Source organism: Pseudomonas fluorescens (assembly GCF_001708445.1).
Classification (GTDB): domain Bacteria; phylum Pseudomonadota; class Gammaproteobacteria; order Pseudomonadales; family Pseudomonadaceae; genus Aquipseudomonas; species Aquipseudomonas gorinensis.
Window position 1 is genome coordinate 4,769,594 of the sequence record NZ_CP015637.1, and the last position, 21,426, is coordinate 4,791,019.

Annotated in this window: 16 protein-coding genes; 6 read left to right on the forward strand and 10 right to left on the reverse strand. The window is 62.3% G+C overall.

The features are described 5' to 3' along the window. Positions 1-57: 57 nt before the first annotated feature. From pabB to A7317_RS21185, 4 genes are all read right to left on the reverse strand, one after another. Positions 58-1,401, reverse strand: coding sequence for an aminodeoxychorismate synthase component I (pabB, locus tag A7317_RS21170; RefSeq protein ID WP_024076896.1), 1,344 nt, complete (start codon positions 1,399-1,401; stop codon positions 58-60). Between the two features lie 100 nt (positions 1,402-1,501). Further along, positions 1,502-2,488 carry an alpha-L-glutamate ligase-like protein gene (locus A7317_RS21175; RefSeq protein WP_024076895.1) on the reverse strand — a complete coding sequence of 329 codons (987 nt, stop codon included), beginning with the start codon at positions 2,486-2,488 and terminating at the stop codon, positions 1,502-1,504. Further along, positions 2,488-4,020, reverse strand: a complete 1,533-nt coding sequence (locus A7317_RS21180; protein WP_069076759.1) for an inactive transglutaminase family protein — start codon at positions 4,018-4,020, stop codon at positions 2,488-2,490. The genes A7317_RS21175 and A7317_RS21180 overlap by 1 nt, the downstream gene beginning before the upstream one ends. A gap of 5 nt (positions 4,021-4,025) precedes the next feature. Beyond that, complete coding sequence (locus A7317_RS21185; protein ID WP_024076893.1) at positions 4,026-4,571, reverse strand: ATP-dependent zinc protease; 546 nt, start codon at positions 4,569-4,571, stop codon at positions 4,026-4,028. 272 nt (positions 4,572-4,843) lie between these two features. Between A7317_RS21185 and A7317_RS21190 the strand changes: the two genes are divergently transcribed. From A7317_RS21190 to prpD, 6 genes are all read left to right on the forward strand, one after another. Next, positions 4,844-5,566, forward strand: a complete 723-nt coding sequence (locus tag A7317_RS21190; RefSeq protein ID WP_024076892.1) for a GntR family transcriptional regulator — start codon at positions 4,844-4,846, stop codon at positions 5,564-5,566. Then, positions 5,563-6,456 carry a methylisocitrate lyase gene (prpB, locus tag A7317_RS21195; RefSeq protein ID WP_024076891.1) on the forward strand — a complete coding sequence of 298 codons (894 nt, stop codon included), beginning with the start codon at positions 5,563-5,565 and terminating at the stop codon, positions 6,454-6,456. The genes A7317_RS21190 and prpB overlap by 4 nt, the downstream gene beginning before the upstream one ends. Positions 6,457-6,508: 52 nt before the next feature. Continuing rightward, a complete protein-coding gene (gene prpC / locus A7317_RS21200; RefSeq protein ID WP_024076890.1) occupies positions 6,509-7,636 on the forward strand; it encodes a bifunctional 2-methylcitrate synthase/citrate synthase in 1,128 nt (375 codons plus the stop codon). Between the two features lie 169 nt (positions 7,637-7,805). Continuing rightward, positions 7,806-10,400 carry a Fe/S-dependent 2-methylisocitrate dehydratase AcnD gene (acnD, locus tag A7317_RS21205; protein ID WP_024076889.1) on the forward strand — a complete coding sequence of 865 codons (2,595 nt, stop codon included), beginning with the start codon at positions 7,806-7,808 and terminating at the stop codon, positions 10,398-10,400. An 11-nt stretch (positions 10,401-10,411) separates the two neighbouring features. Beyond that, the gene (gene prpF, locus A7317_RS21210) at positions 10,412-11,602 is read left to right on the forward strand and encodes a 2-methylaconitate cis-trans isomerase PrpF (protein WP_069076760.1); all 1,191 of its coding nucleotides are present in this window, start codon (positions 10,412-10,414) and stop codon (positions 11,600-11,602) included. Positions 11,603-11,870: 268 nt separating this feature from the next. Next, the gene (prpD, locus tag A7317_RS21215; RefSeq protein ID WP_024076887.1) at positions 11,871-13,355 is read left to right on the forward strand and encodes a 2-methylcitrate dehydratase; all 1,485 of its coding nucleotides are present in this window, start codon (positions 11,871-11,873) and stop codon (positions 13,353-13,355) included. A gap of 165 nt (positions 13,356-13,520) precedes the next feature. On the opposite strand, the gene A7317_RS21220 is transcribed toward prpD, so the two are convergent. From A7317_RS21220 to moeB, 6 genes are all read right to left on the reverse strand, one after another. Then, positions 13,521-14,843 carry an AAA-associated domain-containing protein gene (locus A7317_RS21220; protein WP_041161281.1) on the reverse strand — a complete coding sequence of 441 codons (1,323 nt, stop codon included), beginning with the start codon at positions 14,841-14,843 and terminating at the stop codon, positions 13,521-13,523. Between the two features lie 14 nt (positions 14,844-14,857). Further along, positions 14,858-16,603, reverse strand: coding sequence for an ABC transporter permease (locus A7317_RS21225; RefSeq protein WP_069076761.1), 1,746 nt, complete (start codon positions 16,601-16,603; stop codon positions 14,858-14,860). Positions 16,604-16,829: 226 nt separating this feature from the next. Further along, positions 16,830-17,558, reverse strand: a complete 729-nt coding sequence (locus A7317_RS21230) for an alanyl-tRNA editing protein (protein WP_069076762.1) — start codon at positions 17,556-17,558, stop codon at positions 16,830-16,832. A gap of 2 nt (positions 17,559-17,560) precedes the next feature. Beyond that, positions 17,561-18,553 carry a serine O-acetyltransferase gene (locus A7317_RS21235; RefSeq protein WP_024076883.1) on the reverse strand — a complete coding sequence of 331 codons (993 nt, stop codon included), beginning with the start codon at positions 18,551-18,553 and terminating at the stop codon, positions 17,561-17,563. A gap of 37 nt (positions 18,554-18,590) precedes the next feature. Beyond that, the gene (locus A7317_RS21240; RefSeq protein ID WP_024076882.1) at positions 18,591-19,505 is read right to left on the reverse strand and encodes a PLP-dependent cysteine synthase family protein; all 915 of its coding nucleotides are present in this window, start codon (positions 19,503-19,505) and stop codon (positions 18,591-18,593) included. A 24-nt stretch (positions 19,506-19,529) separates the two neighbouring features. Then, positions 19,530-21,392: a molybdopterin-synthase adenylyltransferase MoeB gene (gene moeB, locus A7317_RS21245; RefSeq protein WP_024076881.1), complete on the reverse strand. Its 1,863-nt coding sequence runs from the start codon at positions 21,390-21,392 to the stop codon at positions 19,530-19,532. Between the last annotated feature and the right edge of the window lie 34 nt (positions 21,393-21,426).

The window sequence follows — 21,426 nt, forward strand, 5'->3', positions numbered from 1 at the left end:
ATTCAGGTTTTTTCTACTGCCCGGCTCTGCGTCTGAGAGCCAGAAAGGAACTGCGCGCTACAGGCTTTCCAGTGTTTGTAACAACACCCGCACCTTGGTCAGCGACTCCTGATACTCCGCCTGCCACTGCGAATCCGCGACGATCCCGCCGCCGCCCCAGCAGCACACCTGACCATCCTTGACCAGCAAGCTGCGAATGGCGATGGAGCTGTCCATCTCGCCGCGCACATCCAGGTACACCAGCGAACCGCAATACAAGCCGCGCCGCGTCGGCTCCAGTTCGTCGATGATCTGCATCGCGCGGATCTTCGGTGCGCCGGTGATGGAGCCACCGGGGAAGCTGCCGGCGATCAGGTCCAAGGCATCTTTGTCGTCGGCCAATTCACCGATGACGCTGCTGACCAGATGGTGCACGTTGGGGTAGCTTTCCAGGCTGAACAGCTCCGGCACGCTCACCGAGCCGGTGCGGCAGGTGCGGCCGAGGTCGTTGCGCAGCAGGTCGACGATCATCAGGTTTTCGGCGCGGTCCTTGGGGCTGGCCAGCAGTTCGGCGGCATTCGCCGCGTCTGCTTCGGGGGTCAAGCCGCGAGGGCGCGTGCCTTTTATCGGGCGGGTTTCGACCTGGCGCTGGCTGATACGCACGAACCGCTCCGGCGACAGGCTCAGCACCGCGCCATCATCCGGCAGGCTCTGGAACCCGGAAAACGGCGTCGGGCAGGCTTCGCGCAGGGCGCAATAGGCCGCCCACGGATCGCCGAGGCACGGTGCGCGAAAGCGTTGGGCAAAGTTGACCTGGTAGCAGTCACCGGCCTGGATGTAATCCTGGATGCGTACGATCGCCTGGCGATATGCCTCGGCGGTCAGGTCAGGGGCCATGGGGCCCAGGAGCTTGAACGTGGCTGCTCCGTCGACAACGCCATGACTGAACACCGCGATCAAGCGTTGCCGCTCGCTGACTGCCAGCGCCGGGTGAAACACCAACTGGCTGGTCCGCGCCTGGTGATCACTGATCAGCGCCCAGGCATACAGGCCAAAACGCGCATCCGGCAGGTGCAAATCGTCTGCGGCCAGGTGCGGCATCTGTTCCAGGTGGCGGCCGAAGTCGTAGCTCAAGTAGCCGATCAGGCCGCCAGCAAACGGGAGTTCCAAGCCAGCGGGTATGCTCGCTTCACCCAGTTGGGTCAGGCTTTCCCGCAGGCGCTGCAGGAAGTCTGCGCCGCTTTCACCAGGCGATACCGTTAGTGTCACTTGCGGCCAGGCGCTGAGCAGGTCATAACGCCCGCGCTCGGCCACGGGCCTGCCGCTGTCCAGCAGGACTGCGCCTGGCGCATGGCGAATCGCCGCAAAATACTCGGCGGGGTTGGCCCGGTAGGGCAGCGGGTGTACGGAGCAGGTCGACATGCGGGGGTGGATCAGCTGTTGGCGTGGGGGAGGGGATTGTAGTCCCCCGTAGGATTTGCTCCTAGGGGGGATGTCGGGGATAGACAGATGTAAGGCCGCGTCAGCCTTCGACGGGCGGAATATGCCCGAACATTTCCTGTACGAACGCCACCCGCTCTTCCGGGGTTTCCGTCACACCGGCCGCTTTCAGCGCTTCCAGGCGCGCCTCCACGGCATGGGTGCGCAGGGTCAGGCCGCAGTCGTTGGCGATCTGGATATTCAGCCCCGGCCGTGCGTTCAGTTCGAGGATCAGCGGGCCTTTCTCCTGGTCCAGCACCATGTCCACGCCGATATAACCCAGCCCGCACAGCTCGTAGCAGCCGGCCGCGAGCTTCATGAAGCCGTCCCAGTTGGGCAGTTGCACACCGTCCACCGCGTTGGTGGTGTCGGGGTGCTTGGTGATGATGTTGTTCAGCCAGGTACCGCGCAGGGTCAGGCCGGTGGCGAGGTCGACACCCACGCCAATCGCGCCCTGGTGCAGGTTGGCCTTGCCGCCGGACTGACGCGTCGGCAAGCGCAACATGGCCATCACCGGGTAGCCCATCAAGACGATGATGCGGATATCCGGCACGCCTTCGTAGCTGATGCTCTTGAAAATCTGGTCGGGGACCACGCGGTACTCGATCAGCGCGCGGTCACGATGGCCACCCAAGGAGTACAGGCCGGTGAGGATGCTGGAAATCTGGTGCTCGATTTCCTCATGGCTGATGATCTTGCCGGACACTGTGCGGTAGCGCCCTTCAAAACGGTCGGCGACGACCAGGATGCCGTCGCCGCCGGCGCCCTGGGCCGGCTTGATCACGAAGTCGCTGCGCCCACCGATGATCGCGTCGAGCTTGTCGATTTCCTTCTCGGTGGAAATCACTCCGTACATTTCCGGCACATGGATGCCGGCCGCCATGGCCCGTTCCTTGGTGATGATCTTGTCATCCACGATCGGGTACAGGCTGCGCTTGTTGTACTTGAGCACGTAGTCGGCGTTACGCCGGTTGATGCCCATGATCCCTCGCGCTTCCAGGGCCTTCCAGGTCTTCCAGAAGCCGAACATTACGAATCAGCCTTGAGGAAGGCCTTGAACCGCACCAGTTCGGTCAGGCGGTAGCCGCGATAGCGACCCATGGCCAGCATGAAGCCCACCAGGATCAACAGGATCGCCGGGAAGGTGAATACGAAGTAAATCAGCTCCGGCACGCTCATGATGATGTGTGCCAGGGAGGCGGCGAACAGCGTGCCGATCGCGACTTTCATCGCATGGCTGGCGCCGCGTTCTTCCCAGGTGATCGACAGGCGTTCGATGGTCATGGTCAGGATCACCATCGGGAACAGCGCCACCGACAAGCCGCGCTCCAGGCCCAGTTTATGGCTGAACAGGCTGATGGCGGCGATCAGCACCACCACGAAGGTCAGCACCACCGACAACCTGGGCAGCATTTGCAGCTTCAAGTGTTCCAGGTACGACCTCAGGGACAAGCCCAATGCCGTGATAATCGTGAACAGCACAATCCCGAAGCCCAGCTGCGTCTCGCGGAACGCCAGCGCGATCAGCACCGGGGTGAACGTGCCCAGGGTCTGCAGGCCGATCAGGTTGCGCAGGATCAGGATCACCAGCACGCCGATCGGGATCATCACCATGATCATGAAGGTTTGCTGGGTTTGCAGCGGCAGGCCATACAGCGAGTATTCGAGGAAGTTGGCGTCGGTATTTTCGTCGGTCAGCTTGGCCAGGCGAATCGCGTTCATTTCGCTGTTGTTCAGGCTGAAGGTAACCACGGCTTTCTTGCCGCCATCGACGGTGATCAGGTTTTCATCGCCGGTCCACCACAGCAGGCGGTCGGCGGGCAGGCCCTGTTCGCCGGTCTCCGGGTTGAAGTACAGCCAGTCATTGCCATTGAAGCTGCGCAGCCACAGTTCCGGGGTTTGCGGCTGGTCGGCGACCAGGCGGATGGTGTGGACCTTTTCCACCGGGACGTGGGCGATGGACAGCAGCAGCTCGACGATCTTGGCCTTGTGCGGCGTCGACGGGTCGCCGCCCAGCAGCAGCTTGACGTTGTCGTCGTTGAGGTTGTTGGTGCGCTTGATCGCTTCGGTAATAAAGGTCTCGACGTCGGCCGAGTGCTGGCGGATCGGCGCCAGCAGGGCTTCGGCGGCGATTTTCTCCGGGCCTTCCACGGCAATGCTGTCGCGGAAGGTCGGGCCCTTGATCTTGACCTTCTCGCCGCTGTAGCGCTTGGTCAGCACCAGGCGGTAATACAGGGTCTGGTTGCCCTTGGCGCGGCGTGCCGACCAGGTGACCTTGCGGTTGCCATCGATGCGGTTGACGCTCACCCCGTAGTTGTTCGAGATGAAACTCTCATTGAGGCTGACGAAGTCGCGGCTCAGGGGCGGCACGAACATCTGGATCTTCACCGGGTCTTTCGGGTTGGCGACGAACTCGACCTTGGCGTCGATGTTCCACAAGTCGTCGGTGGCGTCCTCGGTAACAGGAATGCCCAGCACGAAGATCTGGTAGGCGGTGACCGAAATACCGAGCACCACCAAGAGGGTGATGAGGATTTTCATGTGCAGGGTGAGAGAGCGCATTCGGTTTACTCGGCGGTATGAGCGTCGGCGGCGCAGGCGGGTTTGCCTGCTGCGTATTTAAGACTGGGGTCGACCAGCGCATCAAAGCGTTTCAAGGCTTCGGAGCCGATCAGCAGTGGGTATTGGAAGGCGCTGCGGTCAGTCAAGTTCACTTCGATGCTGCGTAAAGCGCTGCCCATGCAGATATCCAGGGCAATCACCGGACGGGCGGTGTAGTTCTTGTCCTCATCGGGATCGTAGTCACCGGCGCGACGCTTGATCTTGCTGACGCGGGCCAGGGGGCGCTCGATGGGGTGGGAATGGGCGGCGTCGATCGCCAGGTAGAAGCGTACCCAGGATTCACCGTTGCGCTTGAAACGCTTGATATCGCGGGCGCTGAGCGAGGCGGTCTTGGCGCCGGTGTCGAGCTTGGCCGCGACTTCCAGGTCGATACCGGCGAGCTTGGCGTATTCGTTTAGGCCATACACGGTCTTTTCGGCGGCAACGCTTAGCCCCGGCATAAGTCCCGGTACGAACAATAGGCATATCAGAAGGAAGGGCTTGAGTCTCATAGATCCTGAGGCGGTGCAGTGCGATGTTCAATTCAAGGCGACTGGCATTGCTGCGCAAGCTCCCTCGTGCGCCGTTTCATCCAGTGATGTCAGGCAAAAGCGGCGGGCATTCTAACATGATGCTTTTCTGACGCCAGCGCTGGCAGGCGGCCATGCCCCAAGCGCGTGCGGGGCTGGTTATTAGACGATTGTCGACAATGTGCATTTATTCTTTGACTATCTGGGGCTGATTGGCTAGTTTTTGCCACATTGCTTTTAAAGGTGTCGACAATATGCTCGAGCAAGCGGAAGCCCCGGTGGTGCCCTCGGACGAATCCCAGACGATGTCGGAAAACGTCTTCCGCCGTATCCAGGCCGCCATCGTCAAGGGCGAGATCGCCCCCGGCAGCAAGATCTCCGAGCCAGAGCTGGCGCGCACCTACGGCATCAGCCGCGGCCCGCTGCGTGAGGCGATCCACCGCCTGGAAGGCCAGCGCCTGCTGGTGCGCGTACCCCATGTGGGCGCGCGAGTGGTGTCGTTGAGCCACGCCGAGCTGATCGAACTCTATGAGATCCGCGAGTCCCTCGAAGGCATGGCCTGCCGCCTGGCTGCCGAGCGCATGACCGATGCGGAAATCGAAGAGCTGCGCCAGGTGCTGCACACCCATGAACGCGACGAGGCGTTCCAGGCCGGCCTGGGCTACTACCAGCAGGAAGGCGACTTCGATTTTCACTACCGGATCATTCAAGGTGCCGGTAACCGCACCCTGACCCAAATGCTCTGCGGCGAGCTGTACCAGTTGGTGCGCATGTACCGCATCCAGTTCTCCGCCACCCCCAATCGTCCACGCCAGGCTTTTGCCGAGCATCACCGCATTCTTGACGCGATTGCCGATCGCGACGGTGAACTGGCCGAACTGTTGATGCGCCGCCATATCGGTGCATCCAAACGCAATATCGCCCGTCATTTTCCCGACGGCGCTCCCCAGACAGCCACTCAGCGAGGTGAGTCATGAGTTCCAATAACAACACCACTCCAGGCCAGCGTTTCCGTGACGCGGTTGCCAGCGAACAGCCCTTGCAAGTGGTCGGCGCAATCAACGCCAACCATGCGCTGCTGGCCAAGCGCGCGGGCTTCAAGGCGATCTACCTGTCGGGTGGCGGGGTGGCTGCCGGCTCCCTGGGCGTACCGGACCTGGGCATTACCGGCCTGGATGACGTGCTGACCGACGTGCGCCGCATCACCGACGTGTGCGACCTGCCCTTGCTGGTGGACGTGGACACTGGCTTCGGCTCCTCGGCGTTCAACGTGGCGCGTACCGTCAAGTCGATGATCAAGTTCGGCGCTGCCGCCATCCACATCGAGGACCAGGTCGGCGCCAAGCGTTGCGGGCATCGTCCGAACAAAGAAATCGTGTCCCAGCAGGAAATGGTCGACCGCATCAAGGCCGCCGTGGATGCGCGCACCGATGACAGCTTCGTGATCATGGCGCGTACCGATGCCCTGGCGGTCGAGGGCCTGGAGTCGGCGCTGGAGCGTGCCGCCGCCTGCATCGAGGCGGGCGCCGACATGGTGTTCCCGGAAGCCATCACTGAACTGGAGATGTACAAGCTGTTCGCGTCCCGGGTGAAAGCGCCGATCCTGGCTAACATTACCGAGTTCGGCGCAACGCCGCTGTACACCGTCGAACAGTTGAAATCTGCCGATGTTTCCATCGTGCTGTACCCGCTCTCGGCCTTCCGCGCCATGAACAAGGCCGCCGAGAACGTCTACACCGCGATCCGTCGCGACGGCACCCAACAGAACGTGATCGACACCATGCAAACCCGCATGGAGCTTTACGATCGCATCGACTACCACACCTTCGAGCAGAAGCTCGACGCGCTGTTCGCCGCGAAGAAATAACGAACGCGCCTCTCTATAAATACAAGATTAAATACAAGATTGGAGAACAGACATGGCTGAAGCAAAAGTACTGAGTGGCGCCGGCCTGCGTGGCCAGGTTGCCGGGCAGACGGCGTTGTCCACCGTGGGGCAGGCCGGTGCCGGCCTGACCTATCGCGGCTACGACGTGCGCGAACTGGCGGCCGATGCGCAGTTTGAAGAAGTGGCCTACCTGCTGCTCTACGGCGAACTGCCGACCAAGACCGAACTGGCCGCCTACAGCGCCAGGCTGAGCAAGCTGCGCGACCTGCCGCAAGCGCTCAAGGAAGTCCTGGAGCGCATCCCCGCCGACGCCCACCCGATGGACGTGATGCGCACCGGTTGCTCGTTCCTCGGCAATATCGAGCCCGAGCAAGACTTCAGCGTGCAACGCGACGTCACCGACCGCCTGCTCGCCGCCTTCCCGGCGATCATGTGCTACTGGTACCGCTTCAGCCACGACGGCAAGCGCATCGACTGCGTGACCGACGAGCCCAGCATCGGCGGCCACTTCCTGCACCTGCTGCATGGCAAAAAACCGAGCGAGCTGCACGTCAAGGTGATGAACGTGTCGCTGATCCTCTACGCCGAACACGAATTCAATGCCTCGACCTTTACCGCGCGGGTGTGTGCGTCGACCCTGTCCGACCTGTATTCCTGCGTCACCGCTGCGATTGGCTCGCTGCGCGGCCCGCTGCACGGCGGCGCCAACGAAGCGGCGATGGAAATGATCGAGCGTTTCGGCTCGGCAGAGGAAGCAGTCGAAGGCACCCTCGGCATGCTGGCGCGCAAGGACAAGATCATGGGCTTCGGCCACGCGATCTACAAAGACAGCGACCCGCGCAATGAAGTGATCAAGGGCTGGTCGAAAAAGCTCGCTGACGAAGTGGGCGACACGGTGTTGTTCCCAGTGTCCGAAGCCATCGACAAGACCATGTGGGAACAAAAGAAACTGTTCCCCAACGCCGACTTCTACCATGCCTCGGCGTACCACTTCATGGGCATCCCGACCAAGCTGTTCACGCCGATCTTCGTGTGCTCGCGCCTGACCGGCTGGGCCGCCCACGTGTTCGAACAGCGCGCCAACAACCGCATCATCCGTCCAAGCGCCGAGTACATCGGCGTTGAACAGCGCAAGTTCGTGCCAATCGAACGTCGCTGAATTGCAGGTGTAATCCTGCTCTCTGTAGGAGCGAGCTTGCTCGCGAAAAACGTCAAGGCATCGCGATCATTCAGTATGCCCGCATTATCGTTGACGACCTTCGCGAGCAAGCTCGCTCCTACAGGAGGCAGGTTCCCGCAGCAACCTATACCGTGACCGAGTCCTGACGATGAACACTGAATTCCGCAAACCGCTCCCCGGCAGCCGCCTGGATTATTTCGACGCCCGCGCGGCGGTCGATGCCATCCGCCCAGGCGCCTACGCCACCTTGCCCTACACCTCACGCGTGCTCGCGGAAAACCTGGTGCGCCGCTGCGACCCTGCCACCCTCAACGCGTCCCTGAGCCAACTGATCGAGCGCAAGCGCGACCTCGACTTCCCATGGTTCCCGGCACGCGTGGTATGCCACGACATCCTCGGCCAGACCGCCCTGGTCGACCTCGCCGGCCTGCGCGATGCCATCGCCCTGCAAGGCGGCGACCCGGCCCAGGTCAACCCGGTGGTGCCGACGCAACTGATCGTCGACCACTCCCTGGCCGTTGAAGCCGGTGGTTTCGACCCGGACGCGTTCGAGAAAAACCGCGCCATCGAAGACCGTCGCAACGAAGACCGTTTCCACTTTATCGAGTGGACCAAAAAAGCCTTCAAGAACGTCGACGTGATCCCGCCGGGCAACGGCATCATGCACCAGATCAACCTGGAGAAAATGTCCCCGGTGATCCAGGTGCGTGACGGTGTGGCCTTCCCCGATACCTGTGTCGGTACCGACAGTCACACCCCGCATGTGGATGCGCTGGGCGTGATCGCCATCGGCGTCGGCGGCCTCGAAGCCGAAAGCGTCATGCTTGGCCGCGCCTCGTGGATGCGCCTGCCGGAAAGCGTCGGCGTGGAGCTGACGGGCAAGCTGCAACCCGGCATCACCGCCACCGACATGGTGCTGGCGCTGACCGAGTTCCTGCGCCAACAGAAAGTGGTCGGTGCCTGGTTGGAGTTCTTCGGCGAAGGCGCATCGAAACTGACGTTGGGCGACCGCGCGACCATCTCCAACATGGCCCCGGAATACGGTGCGACAGCGGCGATGTTCTACATCGACCAGCAGACCATCGCCTACCTGAAACTCACCGGCCGCGAAGACGAACAGGTCACCCTGGTCGAGCAGTACGCGCGTCATACCGGCCTGTGGGCGGACGACCTCAAGAGCGCGAAATACGAGCGCGGCCTGACCTTCGACCTGTCCAGCGTCGTGCGCAACATGGCCGGCCCGAGCAACCCCCACGCCCGTGTCGCCACACGTGACCTGGCCGCCAAGGGCATTTCCGGCCAGTGGGATGAGGTGCCGGGGCAAATGCCTGACGGCGCGGTGATCATCGCCGCCATTACCAGTTGCACCAACACCAGCAACCCGCGCAACGTGATCGCCGCCGGCCTCCTGGCACGCAACGCCAACAAGCTGGGGCTGAAACGCAAGCCGTGGGTCAAGTCGTCCCTGGCACCGGGTTCGAAAACCGTGGCCATGTACCTCGAAGACGCGGGCCTGGGCCATGAGCTGGAAAAACTCGGCTTCGGCGTGGTGGCCTTTGCCTGCACCACCTGCAACGGCATGTCTGGCGCACTGGACCCGGTGATCCAGCAGGAAATCATCGACCGCGACCTGTACGCCACCGCCGTGCTTTCGGGCAACCGCAACTTCGACGGGCGTATCCACCCGTACGCCAAGCAAGCGTTCCTGGCTTCGCCGCCGCTGGTGGTGGCCTATGCGATTGCCGGCACCATCCGTTTCGATATCGAGAAGGACGTGCTGGGCCTCGATGCCAATGGCAAGGAAATCCGCCTGCAGGACATCTGGCCGACTGACGAAGAGATCGACGCAGTGGTCAAGGCCTCGGTCAAGCCGGAGCAGTTCCGCGCGGTGTACATCCCGATGTTCGCGATCCACGAAGACACCGGCCCGAAAGTCGCGCCGCTGTATGACTGGCGCCCGCAAAGCACCTATATCCGCCGTCCGCCGTACTGGGAAGGCGCACTGGCCGGGGCGCGGCCACTCAAGGGCATGCGCCCGCTGGCCGTGCTGCCGGACAACATCACCACGGACCACCTGTCGCCGTCCAACGCGATCATGCTCGACAGCGCCGCGGGCGAATACCTGGCGAAAATGGGCCTGCCGGAGGTCGACTTCAACTCCTACGCGACCCACCGTGGCGACCACCTGACCGCGCAGCGCGCCACGTTTGCCAACCCGAAACTGTTCAACGAGATGGTCGTCGAGAACGGCAAGGTCAAACAGGGTTCCCTGGCGCGCATCGAGCCGGAAGGCAAGGTCACGCGCATGTGGGAAGCCATCGAAACCTACATGGAGCGCAAGCAGCCGCTGATCATCATTGCCGGCGCCGACTACGGCCAGGGCTCGTCCCGCGACTGGGCGGCCAAGGGCGTACGCCTGGCTGGCGTGGAAGCGATTGCCGCCGAAGGCTTCGAGCGCATCCACCGCACCAACCTGGTGGGCATGGGCGTGTTGCCGCTGGAGTTCCTGCCGGGCACCGACCGCCACACCCTGCACATCGACGGCAGCGAAACCTATGACGTGGTCGGCGAGCGCACCCCGCGCGCGCAGTTGACCCTGGTGATCAATCGCAAGAATGGCGAACGTGTCGAAGTGCCGGTGACCTGCCGCCTGGACACCGCCGAAGAAGTGTCGATCTACGAGGCGGGCGGCGTGTTGCAACGTTTTGCCCAAGACTTCCTGGAATCGGCGGCGACCGTCTGAAGAGGATAACCATGGCACACGTAGCGCAAATCAAGATCCCCGCCACCTATATGCGTGGCGGTACCAGCAAGGGCGTGTTTTTCAGGCTCCAGGACCTGCCCGAATCGGCGCAGGTACCGGGTGCCGCCCGCGATGCCTTGCTGTTGCGGGTGATCGGCAGCCCCGACCCCTATGACAAGCAGATCGATGGCATGGGCGGCGCCACGTCGAGCACCAGCAAGACCGTGATTCTCGCCAAGAGCACCCGTGCCGATCACGACGTGGACTACCTGTTTGGCCAGGTCTCCATCGACAAGCCCTTTGTCGACTGGAGCGGCAACTGCGGCAACCTGTCGGCGGCGGTGGGCTCGTTCGCTATCAGCGCCGGGCTGGTCGACCCGGCGCGCATACCGCACAACGGCATTGCCGTGGTGCGGGTGTGGCAGGCCAATATCGGCAAGACCATCATTGCCCATGTGCCGATCACCGACGGCGCGGTGCAGGAGACCGGTGATTTCGAGCTCGATGGCGTGACCTTCCCGGCCGCCGAAGTGCAGCTGGAGTTCATGGACCCGGCGGCGGAAGAAGAGGGCGGCGGCGGTTCGATGTTTCCCACCGGCAACCTGGTCGACGAGCTGGAGGTGCCGGGTGTCGGCACCTTCAAGGCGACGCTGATCAACGCGGGCATCCCGACGATTTTCATCAACGCCGAAGACCTTGGCTACACCGGCACCGAGCTGCAGGGCGCGATCAACAGCGACCCCAAGGCCCTGGCGATGTTCGAGACGGTGCGCGCCTACGGCGCGTTGCGCATGGGCCTGATCAAGCACCTGGACGAAGCCGCCCAGCGCCAGCACACGCCGAAGGTGGCGTTCGTGGCCAAGCCTGCCGACTACGTGGCGTCCAGTGGCAAGGCGATCAAGGCCGGCGATGTGGATTTGCTGGTGCGCGCCCTGTCCATGGGCAAGCTGCACCACGCCATGATGGGCACCGCAGCGGTGGCGATTGGCACGGCTGCGGCGATTTCGGGGACCTTGGTCAACCTCGCTGCGGGCGGTGTTGAACGCAATGCCGTGCGCTTCGGGCATCCCTCCGGCACCTTGCGCGTGGGGGCTGAAGCCACCCAGGTGGACGGTGAGTGGGTGGTGAAGAAAGCCATCATGAGCCGCAGTGCGCGGGTGTTGATGGAAGGTTTCGTCCGCGTACCCGGCGACGCCTTCTAAAACCCTGCACAGATCCAATGTGGGAGGAGGCTTTTTGTAGGAGCGAGCTTGCTCGCGAAAAACTCACAGGCGCCGCGTTCATTCAGGAAGCACGCGTTATCGTTGACGTTTTTCGCGAGCAAGCTCGCTCCTACAAGAGGCGATGTGAACTGGCATTAGGGTAAGCCCTTCCCACAGAGGATCTCTATTCCAAAAGGCAGGCATCCAAGATCTGCTTCCCATAACCGTTAGCCCGAGGATTGACCCCACCCATTTTTGGAGATCTGCCATGAGCACCAACGTCGACCAGAACAACCGCCCCGATTACGACCAGGTTTTGCAGGACATTGCCGACTACGTCCTCAACTACCGCATCGACTCCCCGGCCGCCCTGGACACCGCGCGCAATTGCCTGATGGACACCCTCGGCTGCGGTCTGCTGGCCTTGCGTTTCCCGGAGTGCACCAAGCACCTGGGGCCCATCGTCGAAGGCACGGTGGTGCCGTTCGGCGCGCGGGTACCGGGCACGTCGTTCCGCCTGGATCCGGTCAAGGCCGCCTGGGACATCGGTTGCCTCGTGCGCTGGCTCGACTACAACGACACCTGGCTCGCCGCCGAATGGGGGCACCCCTCGGATAACCTCGGCGGCATCCTCGCCGTGGCCGATCATCTTTCGCAAAAGCGCGTGGCCAATGGTGAGGCACCGCTGACCCTGCGCGCGGTGCTGGACGCAATGATCATGGCCCACGAAATCCAGGGCGTGATTGCCTTGGAAAACTCCTTCAACCGCGTCGGCCTCGACCATGTGCTGCTGGTGAAAGTCGCCTCCACGGCGGTCACCGCCAAGCTGATGGGGGCCAACCGTGAACAACTGCTGGCAGCGCTGTCCCACGCCTTCGTCGACGGCCAGGCCTTGCGCACTTACCGCCATGCGCCCAACGCCGGTTCGCGTAAATCCTGGGCGGCGGGAGATGCGTCGAGTCGTGGTGTACGCCTGGCGGACATCGCCATGCGCGGTGAGATGGGCATTCCCGGGGTGCTGAGCGCGCCGCAGTGGGGGTTCTACGACGTTTTGTTCAGCCACACCAACAAGGACTTGGCGCTCAAGCCCGAAGACAAGCGCGTCTTCAGCCTGTCGCAGCCCTACGGCACTTATGTGATGGAAAACGTGCTGTTCAAGATCAGCTTCCCTGCCGAGTTCCATGCGCAAACCGCCTGCGAAGCGGCGGTGACCTTGCACCCGCAGGTCAAGGATCGCCTGCATCAGATCGAGCGCATCGTGATCACCACCCATGAGTCGGCGATTCGCATCATCTCCAAGGTCGGCCCACTGGCCAACGCCGCCGACCGCGACCATTGCCTGCAATACATGACCGCGGTGCCCCTGGCGTTCGGCAACCTGGTGGCCGAGCAGTACGAAGATGAGTTCCACGCAGCCCACCCGATCATCGACGAACTGCGCGACAAAATGGTCATCGTCGAAGACCCGCGCTACAGCCGCGAATACCTGGAGGCCGACAAGCGCTCCATTGCCAATGCGGTGCAGGTGTTCTTCACGGATGGCACCCACACCGAGCAGGTGGCGGTGGAGTACCCGATTGGCCATCGCCGTCGCCGCGCAGACGGCATTCCATTGCTGGAAGACAAGTTCAAGGCCAACCTGGCCACGCGGTTTACCGCGCAGCGCAGCGCGGAGATTTTTGCATTGTGCAAAGACCAGGCGCTGCTTGAAGCGACGCCGGTCAATCGGTTCGTGGACCTGTTTGTGATCTAAAAAACACAGGAGATCCCAGTCACACAGGAGATCAAATGTGAGAGGGGGCTTGCCCTCGATGGCGGTATGTCAGCCCCCGATGTATTGGCTGACACACTGCTATCGGGGGCAAGTCGAATCGTCGCACCGCCCCTCCCACATTTGGAATTGTGCTGGAGTTGAAAGTTACATACTGCCTTCGACATCATCCAGGCTGAACGTCTCGGTATGGTCGTCATAGGAGAAAATCTCCGCATACCGCCCCCAGGCCACCACGCTTTCCAGGGTTTTCTCCACGAACGCTTCCGTCATCGAGTCTTCCAACTCCTGTTCGAAGCGCACCCGTGGCGCCCGATGCCCGCTGCGCTCCAGCAGCACCTGGTGAATGCGCGCGGCCAACGGCACGTGTTGAATCAAATGCTCGGCGAACAGGGTTTTGCGTTCCTGGGTGCCGTAGTTGGCGAACAGCTTGCCAGCATCGGTAAGCGTGATGTCGGCGCCCTTGAGTTCGGCGAAACCCAAATGTTCAAGCATCTCCGCCACCGGGAACAGGTCGTCCACTTCCAGCAAGCGCCGTTCGGCGACGGTCGGCAAACCGGCATGACCGTTGTAGGGTTCGGCGGCCAGGGTTTCGATCAGGCCGGCCATCAGGTTGGTGGACACTTCCGGCAGCAGGCTACCCATTTTCAGCTCGGGTATGCCCCGGCTCGCATCGGCGCTGCGCCTGTCGGTCATCAGGGCGTAGATGTCGTCGACCATTTGGCGGAAGGTGGGGTCCAGCCGATTGCGCGGGTGCGCGAACGGCACTTTGATCTCGGCGACCACGCGGCCGGGGTTGGACGACAGCACCAGGATGCGGTCGCACATCAGCACCGCCTCTTCGATGTTGTGCGTCACGATCAGGATTGACTTGATCGGCAGTTGTTTGCCGCTCCACAAATCCAGCAGGTCGTTGCGCAGGGTTTCGGCGGTGAGCACATCCAGCGCCGAGAACGGTTCGTCCATCAGCAACAAGGTCGGGTTGACCACCAGGCCACGGGCGAAGCCCACGCGTTGGCGCATACCGCCAGACAACTCGCGTGGGTAGGCGTTTTCAAAACCGTCCAGGCCGATCAGGTCAATCGCCGCCAGCGCGCGCCTGCGGCTTTCCTTGCGTTCGACTTGCAAGGCTTGCAGGCCGGCCTCCACGTTTTCCAGCACGGTCAGCCAGGGGAACAGCGCAAACGTCTGGAACACCATGGCCACGCCTTCGGCCGGGCCGGTCAGCGGTACGCCGTGGTAGCGCACTTCACCCGATGACGGCTGGATCAGCCCGGCGATGATACGCAGCAGCGTGGATTTGCCGGAGCCGGAGCGGCCGAGCATGCCGACGATTTCGCCTTCGTGCAGGCTCAGGTCCACACCGCTGAGGACTTGCAGTTCATCCTTACCTTTGCCGAACACCCGGTTCACGTTTTTCAGCGAGTAGATTTCCGGGGTGTCGGCAGCATGTTCGGGGCGGGTAGTCATCACAGCGAATCCCATCAGTTCAAGCGGAGTTTGTTTTCAGCCATGGCGTACATCGGTCGCCAGACCGCGCGGTTGAAAGCCACCACAAAGATCGACATCACCACCACGCCCAGGGCGATCTTCGGGAAGTCGCCGGCCGCGGTGGTCTGTGCGATATAGGCGCCCAGGCCATGGGCGACCACGTTGTCCTGGCCCCAGGATACGTACTCGGAAACGATGCTGGCGTTCCATGCCCCGCCCGAGGCGGTAATGGCGCCGGTGACGTAGTACGGGAAGATGCCCGGCAACATTACCTTGCGCCACCACAGCCAGCCGCGAATGCGGAAGTTGGCGGCGGCTTCCTTATAGTCATTGGGAAAGGCACTGGCGCCGGCGATCACGTTGAACAGGATGTACCACTGGGTGCCGAGCACGATCAGTGGGCTCAGCCAGATGTCCGGGTTGAGGTGGAAGTGCAGGATCACAATGACAAAGACCGGAAACAGCAGGTTGGCCGGGAACGCCGCGAGGAACTGCGCCAGTGGCTGGATTTTTTCCGCCAGCTTTGGTCGTAGGCCGATCATCACCCCCAGCGGTACCCAGATGAGCGAGGCGATCAGGATCAGCCCCACGACGCGCAGCAGGGTAATCAGACCCAGTACCACTACATGCCCGACTTCGGCGAGGGTCACCTCGGTGCCGACATAGCGCACGATGTGGTACAGCGTGTAGGCCGTCAGCAGGGCGATCATTGAGCCCCATACCCAGTCGATCACCTTGGACCTCGTGGCACTGGCCGCGGGCATGGCCTTGAGCGTGCCGCGCGGCAAGGCGAAGCGTTTGTTGCCCAGGCGGCTGATCGTTCGGGTTATCGGGCGCAGGATACGTTGGACCACGCGTGTGCGCTGGATCAGGTTCAACACCCAGGATTGCGGGGCGACGCCTTGTGAGGCGGTGGTTTCCATCCGGAACTTGTCGGCCCAGGCCACCAGCGGGCGAAACAGGAACTGGTCGTAGATCAGGATTACCGCGATCATCGCCAGGATCACATAGCCTACGGCGTGCAGGTCTTTCTGGGCGATGGCCAGGGCCAGGTACGACCCCACGCCTGGCAGGGTGATGGTCTTGTCGCCGACCGTGATGGCCTCGGAGGCAACCACGAAGAACCAGCCGCCTGACATGCTCATCATCATGTTCCAGACCATCCCCGGCATGGCGAAAGGCACGTCGAGTTTCCAGAACTTCTGCCAGCCGGACAGCCGCAGGTTGGTGGACACTTCGACCAGGTCGTGAGGAAGCATGCGCAGGGACTGATAGAAACTGAACGTCATGTTCCAGGCCTGGCTGGTGAAGATCGCAAAGATCGCGGCGAACTCCGCGCCGAGCACGCGCCCGGGAAACAGCAGCAGGAAGAACGTCACCGTAAACGAGATATAGCCGAGCACCGGCACCGATTGCAGGATGTCCAGCACCGGCACCAGCAGCTTTTCGGCACGTCGGCTTTTGGCCGCGAGGGTGCCGTACAGCAGGGTGAACACCAGCGCCGCCGCCATTGCCGCGAGCATGCGCAGCGTGGTGCGCATGGCGTATTCCGGCAGGTTGGCCGGGTCGAGGGAAATGACTTCGCTTTGTAGGGTGGCGATGGGGGCCCAGGTTTCCCGGGCGGTGATGGAAAAAAACAGTAAAAAGCCGATGACCAACGGCAGGGCGACCAGGTCCCAGCGATTGGGGAGCAGACGTAGCGTGGACGCCGGGATGTAGTGACGGAACACTTTGTTCATAGGCAGTCAGTCCTGCAGCGTTCAGGTTCAGAGTGGGCGTAATGGGAGTGAGCGTAGCCGCTGCACGAATGACCTACCGAACAGCACGGGTGCTGTTCATGAGTCAGGGGCATCAAGAAGATGCTGGAGGAATTGTACGTTTCTGAATGTTACAAGCGCGTCAATTTTGCTGTCAGTTTCCTGTACGAACTGAGACTGGGGCGCGAGCACCCCAGCCGCTCAGCTGTTATTCAAACCGCAGGATCACGCGGCGGTTGTGTTTGCTCTTCTTCTCGATCTTTTCGCAGAACACCCGGCCGATTTCCTCGGTGTTGGCCACATGGGTGCCGCCGCACGGTTGGATATCGATCCCGCCAATTTCAATCACGCGTACCGAGCCCTGGATCACCGGCGGCGCGACCGCCTGGGTGCGGGTGATCTGCAGCAGGGTGGCGTACTCCGTGGCGGGCATCGAGAGGGTCTTGACCTCATGGGCCTGGGCGATCAGCGCGTTGAGGTCGCGGGTGATGCTGTCCTTGTCCAGCGTCATCTCTGGCAGGTCGAAATCCAGGCGGCCCTTGTCGGCACTGATGCTGCACCCGGTCACAGGGGCATCGATGAGCGAGCACAGCAGGTGCAGGCAGGTGTGCATCTTCATGTGCTGGTAGCGCCGTTCCCAATCGAGGTTGGCCTCCACCTGCACCCCGGCAACCAATGGCTCGGGGCAGTGTTCCACCTGGTGCCAGATGATCGAGCGCGCTTCGGCGTCGCGCACGGTACCGGTGATGTCGACGCGCGTGCCATCCGCCAGGGTGAAGTGGCCAGTGTCACCCGGTTGCCCGCCGCCGGTTGGGTAGAACAGCGTGTGCTCCAGGGCGATGCCGTGCTCGCTGACGGCAATCACCCGGGCGTTGAATGCATTCTGGTAGGGCGCGCTGTCAAACAGCGCCAGGGTTTCCATGGTGTGCACGGACATGTTCATCCTCCGACGATCAGTGGGCTGGCTTGCAGCAAGTGGCGCACCATTGCGCTCAAGCCAGGGGGGGAGAGCAAAGTGATTTCGAATTCCGGGCCGCAGACTTTGAGGTTCAATGGCAGGCGCGGCAGGTGGTCGGCCGTTTCGACGCGATGCAGGCGAAATTGCAGGTGATGGCGTTCCTTCACCGTGGGTTCGAGCATCAGCCCTTGCAGGGGGTGGAAGTCGGCGTCGAGTACGGTGACCTTGTGGCTGGTACTGATCTCACCGACCACGTGCAGGCGCTCATCGAGGGCGAAGGCACCGAGGTAGTTGCTGTGGTCCGATTCATCGTTTTTTTGCAACTGGATCTGGTTCACCACTTTGACCTTGGTACCGGCGGGCACGTCCTGGGTAATCACGCACGAGGGGCTGATAAACACGTTGTCGCCGATCGTCACATAACCCAGTACGCGGGCGCCGGAGCCGACTTCGACGTTGTTGCCCAGGCGCGGGTGGCGCTTGCCGTCCGGGTTGTTGGCGATGCCACGGGCGCCCAAGGTCACGCCGCAGAGGATGTAGCAGTCGTTGCCGATTTCGCAGGTTTCGCCGATCACCGTGCCGTAGCCGTGGTCCAGCACAAAGCGCCGGCCGATGCGCGCAGCCGGGTGAATCTCCGCGCCGGAAAGGATCTTGCCCTGGTTGCTGAGCTTGAGGGCAATGCGCGAAAACACGCCGTTGGTCCGGTCGGGGAAATTCCATACCAGGTGGGCAAGCCGATAAAACAGCACGGCCTTGAACGAGGCATAGGACTCCAGGATCAGTTCGCCCCGCCCGCGCGACGCCGGGTCGCGGTAGGCATAGGCGATCAGGTCCTCGGCTACCGCCTGTGCGGCGTTCTGGATCAGTGGCGCCAGGTGCGGTTCCAGCTGCTTCATCTGCGTGGGCGTTAGGGTTTTGATGAGGTGGGTGAGTAACTCATCGTGCAGCTGTTGCATGTCGATAAAGCCGCTCATGGAGGCACCCCCGCATTCTGGATGGTTGGAAAACCGGTTATTCGAAACTGGGCAGGTAGCTGTCGGCATTGTCGTAGACCATGGTCAACACCACCGTTTCGGGCGGTAGTTCGGGGGCGAGTTGGGCGATGGCCACCATATTGGCGGCTGAGGACAGGCCCAGGCTGATGGCGTCGGTGCGCATGATGCGTTTCATCATGTCGATGCATGCCTGGCGCGAGACCTTGAGCATGCCGTCGATCACGTCCAGGTTGAGGATGCTCGGGATCAACCCGATCGACAGGCCCTGGATATGGTGCGGCGCGTGCTGGTTTTTCAGCAGATCGCATTCCTCCGGCTCCACGCCCATCACGCGCAGGGCCGGCCAGGCGGCCTTGAGGGTTTCACCGATGCCGGTGATATGGCCGCCGGTACCGATGCCGCTGACAAAATAATCGACACGCCGGTCAGCGAAGGCACGCAGGATTTCCGGGGCGGTGGTGTCGCGGTGGGTCTGCGGGTTGGCGCCGTTGCGTTGCTGGTTGAGCATCACGTAGCTGGGGTTTTCCAGCTGCAGTTCCATGCACTTTTCACCGTGGGAATTGTTGCCCAGGCGACTGTCCGACAGCACCACCTTGGCGCCGTAGAGGCGTAGCAGTTTCTGTTTTTCGGGGCTGTAGTTATCCGGGATCACCAGCACTACTTTGTAGCCCAGCACGTTGCCCGCCATCACCAGGCCGATGCCGGTGTTGCCACCGCTGGGTTCGATGATGGTTTGCCCGGAGTCGCGGATCAGCACGCCCCGGCGTTCGGCGTCGAGGATCATGCCCAGGGCGATGCGCGCCTTGTGGCTGCCGCCGGGGTTGAGCGATTCCAGCTTGGCGTAGACCTCGATGCCGAGGTCTTCGGAAAACTGCGCCAGGCGCACGATCGGCGTATGGCCGATGGCGTCGAGTATGGAGTTATGCAACATCAGCTCATCATCCCAAATCGACGGTCAGTACAAGGGCATGTCGGGTTCGACGTCGCGAACCCAGTGCTTCATGCCGCCTTGCAGGACTTTGGTGTTGGCAAAGCCGGCCGCCAGCAGTGTGCTGGCCGCTTGTTCGGCGCGGGTGCCGGCGTAGCAGATCAGGTAATGGGTGTTGTTCCGGCTGAGGCGCCCGAGTTGGCCATCCAGCTCGGCCAGGGGGATATGCACCACCCCCGGTAATTTGCACACCTCGAGTTCGCTGGCATCGCGCACATCCAGCAGTACGTCGGCGCTGCTGTGGTGTTCGAGTACCTGCTTGAGTACGCGCGGCTTGATGTAGCGCTCTTCGGCCAGGGACGGTTGGCTGGGCACGGCATCTGCGCACACGGTCGGTGCCTGGGTTTCGCTGTGGCGCAGGTCGGAGCAGCACGGGCAGTCGGCGCGGCGCTTGAAACGGATTTCGCTGAACTTCATCGCCAGCGCGTCGAAGCGCATCAAGCGGCCAGACAAGGGCTCGCCCAGGCCGATCAAGAGCTTGATGGCTTCGGTGGCCTGGATCATCCCAACCACGCCCGGCAGTACGCCGATAACCCCGCCGGCGCTGCAGTTGGGCGCCAGTTCCGCCGGCGGAGCCTTGGGGAACAGGCAGCGGTAGCACGGGCCTCCTTTATAGTTGAGCACGCTGATCTGCCCGTCGAAACGGTAGATCGCCCCGTATACCAAGGGTTTGCCCAGTTGCACGCAGGCATCGTTGACCAGGTAGCGGGTGTCGAAGTTGTCGGTGCCATCGATGACCAGGTCGTAGGCACCCACCAGTTCCAGGGCGTTATCGGCATTCAGCGCGGTGTCGTGGGCGTTGATCTGGATATGGCGGTTGAGGTCCTGCAAGCGCTGCTTGGCAGATTCGACCTTGGGCATGCCGAGGGTGCTGTTGCCATGCACGATCTGGCGTTGCAGGTTGCTGCTTTCCACCACATCGAAATCCACCAGGCCCAGGGTGCCGACGCCGGCCGCCGCCAGGTACAGGCTGATGGGCGAGCCCAGGCCACCGGTGCCGATGATCAGCACCTTGGCTTTCTTCAGGTTCAACTGGCCTTCGCGCCCAACGCCGGGCAGGGTGATATGGCGCACGTAGCGCTGTACTTCCTCATTACTCAGGGTGTCGACATCCATGCCGCCGGACGTGGCGAGCAGGACTTCGATCCTGGCCTTTTCCGGCAGCCGGTCATCGGCGTCGATCAGCGCTTCCTCGGCGGTGAACAGGAAGTGCTCCTTGAGCTGGTTGTTCTTTTCGTGAAACAGGTGCGTGCGCAGCTGGGGGTGGCTGTCGCAGAGGCTTTCAATGACTTCGCGCAATGTCGATCCGGCGCCCTCGAGGGTCGATTCCGGCAGCTTGGCCACGCGAACCAGAATGTCGGGGAAAGAGACAGCGTTCATGGACAACTCCGTGTGCAGGTCGTTGAAGGGTTGAAGGGCGAAATGCTTGCCATCCCAGGCAAACAGCTTTGATCCCAGGGCCTGGCCTCGGCGAACATCCACCACCAGGTAGCTGACGGGGTAGATCGGCTCGCCCAGGAACAGCGCCTTGTCCTGGTCTTCGTCACTGAAGTAGGCGCCGACGTCCGGGTGGGAGTGGTAGATCACCACCACCGGGTTGTCGCTGCGAAACGCCTTGTTCATCAGCAGGGTGTCGGCTACCGAGAACGTGTAGCCGTTGGCCGCGCTGCGCGGATACATCTCGGGGTTCTTGCGGTGCAGCTCATTCTGGATATTGCTGCCCAGGTACACGCTGCCATCGGCGAAGACGAACCCACAGCATTCCTCGGGGTAGCTGCGGCTGGCGTGGGCGTAGATCTGTTCGAGGGCTTCTGGGCGAAGGACGGCCATGTTTCTCTCGCGTTTCTGTGTGAGGGCCGGGAGG

What these genes read in the sequence shown, in the direction of transcription:
- pabB (WP_024076896.1), bottom strand. Translation starts at nt 1,401, where the DNA reads ATGTCGACCTGCTCCGTACACCCGCTGCCCTACCGGGCCAACCCCGCC.
- A7317_RS21175 (WP_024076895.1), bottom strand. Translation starts at nt 2,488, where the DNA reads ATGTTCGGCTTCTGGAAGACCTGGAAGGCCCTGGAAGCGCGAGGGATC.
- A7317_RS21180 (WP_069076759.1), bottom strand. Translation starts at nt 4,020, where the DNA reads ATGCGCTCTCTCACCCTGCACATGAAAATCCTCATCACCCTCTTGGTG.
- A7317_RS21185 (WP_024076893.1), bottom strand. Translation starts at nt 4,571, where the DNA reads ATGAGACTCAAGCCCTTCCTTCTGATATGCCTATTGTTCGTACCGGGA.
- A7317_RS21190 (WP_024076892.1), top strand. Translation starts at nt 4,844, where the DNA reads ATGCTCGAGCAAGCGGAAGCCCCGGTGGTGCCCTCGGACGAATCCCAG.
- prpB (WP_024076891.1), top strand. Translation starts at nt 5,563, where the DNA reads ATGAGTTCCAATAACAACACCACTCCAGGCCAGCGTTTCCGTGACGCG.
- prpC (WP_024076890.1), top strand. Translation starts at nt 6,509, where the DNA reads ATGGCTGAAGCAAAAGTACTGAGTGGCGCCGGCCTGCGTGGCCAGGTT.
- acnD (WP_024076889.1), top strand. Translation starts at nt 7,806, where the DNA reads ATGAACACTGAATTCCGCAAACCGCTCCCCGGCAGCCGCCTGGATTAT.
- prpF (WP_069076760.1), top strand. Translation starts at nt 10,412, where the DNA reads ATGGCACACGTAGCGCAAATCAAGATCCCCGCCACCTATATGCGTGGC.
- prpD (WP_024076887.1), top strand. Translation starts at nt 11,871, where the DNA reads ATGAGCACCAACGTCGACCAGAACAACCGCCCCGATTACGACCAGGTT.
- A7317_RS21220 (WP_041161281.1), bottom strand. Translation starts at nt 14,843, where the DNA reads ATGACTACCCGCCCCGAACATGCTGCCGACACCCCGGAAATCTACTCG.
- A7317_RS21225 (WP_069076761.1), bottom strand. Translation starts at nt 16,603, where the DNA reads ATGAACAAAGTGTTCCGTCACTACATCCCGGCGTCCACGCTACGTCTG.
- A7317_RS21230 (WP_069076762.1), bottom strand. Translation starts at nt 17,558, where the DNA reads ATGTCCGTGCACACCATGGAAACCCTGGCGCTGTTTGACAGCGCGCCC.
- A7317_RS21235 (WP_024076883.1), bottom strand. Translation starts at nt 18,553, where the DNA reads ATGAGCGGCTTTATCGACATGCAACAGCTGCACGATGAGTTACTCACC.
- A7317_RS21240 (WP_024076882.1), bottom strand. Translation starts at nt 19,505, where the DNA reads ATGTTGCATAACTCCATACTCGACGCCATCGGCCATACGCCGATCGTG.
- moeB (WP_024076881.1), bottom strand. Translation starts at nt 21,392, where the DNA reads ATGGCCGTCCTTCGCCCAGAAGCCCTCGAACAGATCTACGCCCACGCC.